The sequence below is a fragment of the Mesobacillus sp. genome (genome assembly GCF_049588175.1).
In the GTDB taxonomy this organism is placed as follows: domain Bacteria; phylum Bacillota; class Bacilli; order Bacillales; family Cytobacillaceae; genus Mesobacillus.
Genome location: NZ_JBAVFI010000385.1, coordinates 1 through 2,085, shown reverse-complemented (window position 1 = coordinate 2,085; position 2,085 = coordinate 1). Strand labels below are relative to the sequence as shown.

Below are 2,085 nucleotides of genomic sequence, written 5' to 3'. Positions count from 1 at the left end.
GTCTTCCTTATTGAAGACCGCAGAACCTGCTACAAGCACTGTTGCACCGGCTTCTACACAAAGCTTGGCAGTTTCTTCATTTACTCCGCCATCAACTTCAATTTCAAGATTTGGGTTCACCGCATCTGCCATTTCCTTTACCTGCCTGATTTTCGGAAGGACAGAAGAGATGAAGTTTTGGCCTCCAAACCCTGGGTTGACTGACATAAGCAGGACCATGTCTAAATCCTCAATGATATGCTTCAGGCTTTCCACCGGTGTTGCCGGATTGATGACGGCACCGGCCTTGACACCTGTCGATTTAATCAATTGGATTGTCCTGTGCAAATGTCTGGATGCTTCCACATGAACAGTAATGTAATCCGCACCCGCCTTTGCAAATGCTTCAATGTACTGGTCAGGATTTTCAATCATTAAATGTACATCAAGCGGCAACTTTGTAATTGGACGGATTGCTTCCACAATAAGCGGGCCGATCGTAATATTTGGTACAAAATGGCCATCCATTACATCAACATGGATATAATCTGCTCCGCCTTGCTCGACATCCTTAATTTCATCGCCAAGCCTCGCAAAGTCTGCTGACAAAATTGAAGGTGCTATTTTCACCATGATTAGTACCTCGGCTTTCTATCCTTTATTTCTAATAAAAAGTCCTTATAATGCTCATACCTGTATTCAGGCAGAGTCCCGGATTCAACCGCTGCTTTTACAGCACATTTAGGCTCTGCCATGTGAAGGCAGCCTCGAAACTTGCAAGACTCACTGATTTCGTAAATATCCGGAAAACAGGAGTTCAGTTCTTCGGCCTCAATTTCGGTAAACTCCAATGAACTAAAACCAGGGGTATCCGCAACAAGGCCATTATTAATTGTGATTAACTCTACGTGTCTTGTAGTATGCTTTCCCCGTCCCAGATGGGAAGAGATATCATCTGTTTTCAATTCCAGGTCCGGACGGATCGCATTAAGCAGGGAAGACTTCCCGACACCCGACTGTCCAGCAAAAACAGAGATTTTCCCCTCGAGATGGGGACTCAACTCCTCAAGGCCAGAGGATGTTTCAGATGAGGTTAAGATAACCTCATACCCCGCTTTGCGGTAATCAGCTGCGAATGATTCAAGCCGCCTTTTTTGCTCTTCAGAAGTCAAATCCATTTTCGTAATACAAATGAGTGGCTGGATATGATTATACTCAACTAACACTAGGAACCGGTCAAGCAGGGTAGTGCTGAAATCAGGTTCAACTGCTGAAAAAACAAGAATCGCCTGGTCTACGTTGGCAATTGGAGGGCGGACCAGTTCATTCTTCCGCCCTTTTACCTCAAGAATATAGCCTTCGGTATTATTGTCTGCCTGGAAAACGACCTCATCGCCTACCAGCGGATTCACCTTATTCTTTCGGAATACACCTCGCCCGCGGCATTGAACGATTCCATCCTTGTTCGCAACATAATAAAACCCGCTCAGCGCCTTAATGATTTTGCCCTCAGGCATAGCAACACTCCCTGTCTGTTAATCTTTTGGATAATCTACTGCACCCTCGAGGATGACTTTACCATCGCTTATTACTTTATAATAACCTTCTCCGCCAGGCGGAATATGAAATTCTACTGGGTATTTTGTATCCTCAACGATTTCGATAGTGTCATATGGAACAGTATCGTTATTGTCCAAATCACCAATGAAAATCTGGACTTGTTGTGGCTGTCCCGCCAACGTCTGATCGTAAGGAATAGGAATTTCAAACTTCTCTCTTTTCGGAAGTTCTTCTATCCCCTTAGAAATTACCACATTTACCTTGCTGCCCTTCTTTAATTGAGTTCCGGCTGACGGATCCTGTGAAATGACTTCACCTTTAGGTACAGTATCATGAAACTCTTCTGTAATCTCAATTTTCAGCCCTGTTGAATCCTCATAATTCTGGAGCCCTTTCTCATTTAAGCCTCTAAAATCATCCAAAGTAATTAGCTCAGGCCCAAGGCTGACGGTGAATTCAATAGTCGTTTCCTCAGGAATCACTGATTCGCCATCAGGAGGATATTGGTCCAGAATGGTTCCTGGCTCACTATCATTATGTTCTCCA

At 44.2% G+C, this 2,085-nt stretch carries 3 protein-coding genes; all 3 read right to left on the bottom strand.

Annotation, left to right across the window (positions count from 1 at the left end; genetic code table 11):
* Positions 1-612: ribulose-phosphate 3-epimerase (rpe, locus tag WB217_RS09605; protein ID WP_423992873.1), on the bottom strand; the 612-nt coding region annotated here is incomplete at its 3' end.
* Positions 613-614: 2 nt separating this feature from the next.
* The gene (gene rsgA / locus WB217_RS09600) at positions 615-1,496 is read right to left on the bottom strand and encodes a ribosome small subunit-dependent GTPase A (RefSeq protein WP_423992871.1); all 882 of its coding nucleotides are present in this window, start codon (positions 1,494-1,496) and stop codon (positions 615-617) included.
* Between the two features lie 18 nt (positions 1,497-1,514).
* Positions 1,515-2,085 (bottom strand): PASTA domain-containing protein (locus WB217_RS09595; protein ID WP_423992869.1); only part of this gene is annotated, 571 nt, incomplete at its 5' end.

Coding starts and splice junctions, on each gene's coding strand:
- rsgA (WP_423992871.1), bottom strand. CDS start 1,496: ATGCCTGAGGGCAAAATCATTAAGGCGCTGAGCGGGTTTTATTATGTT.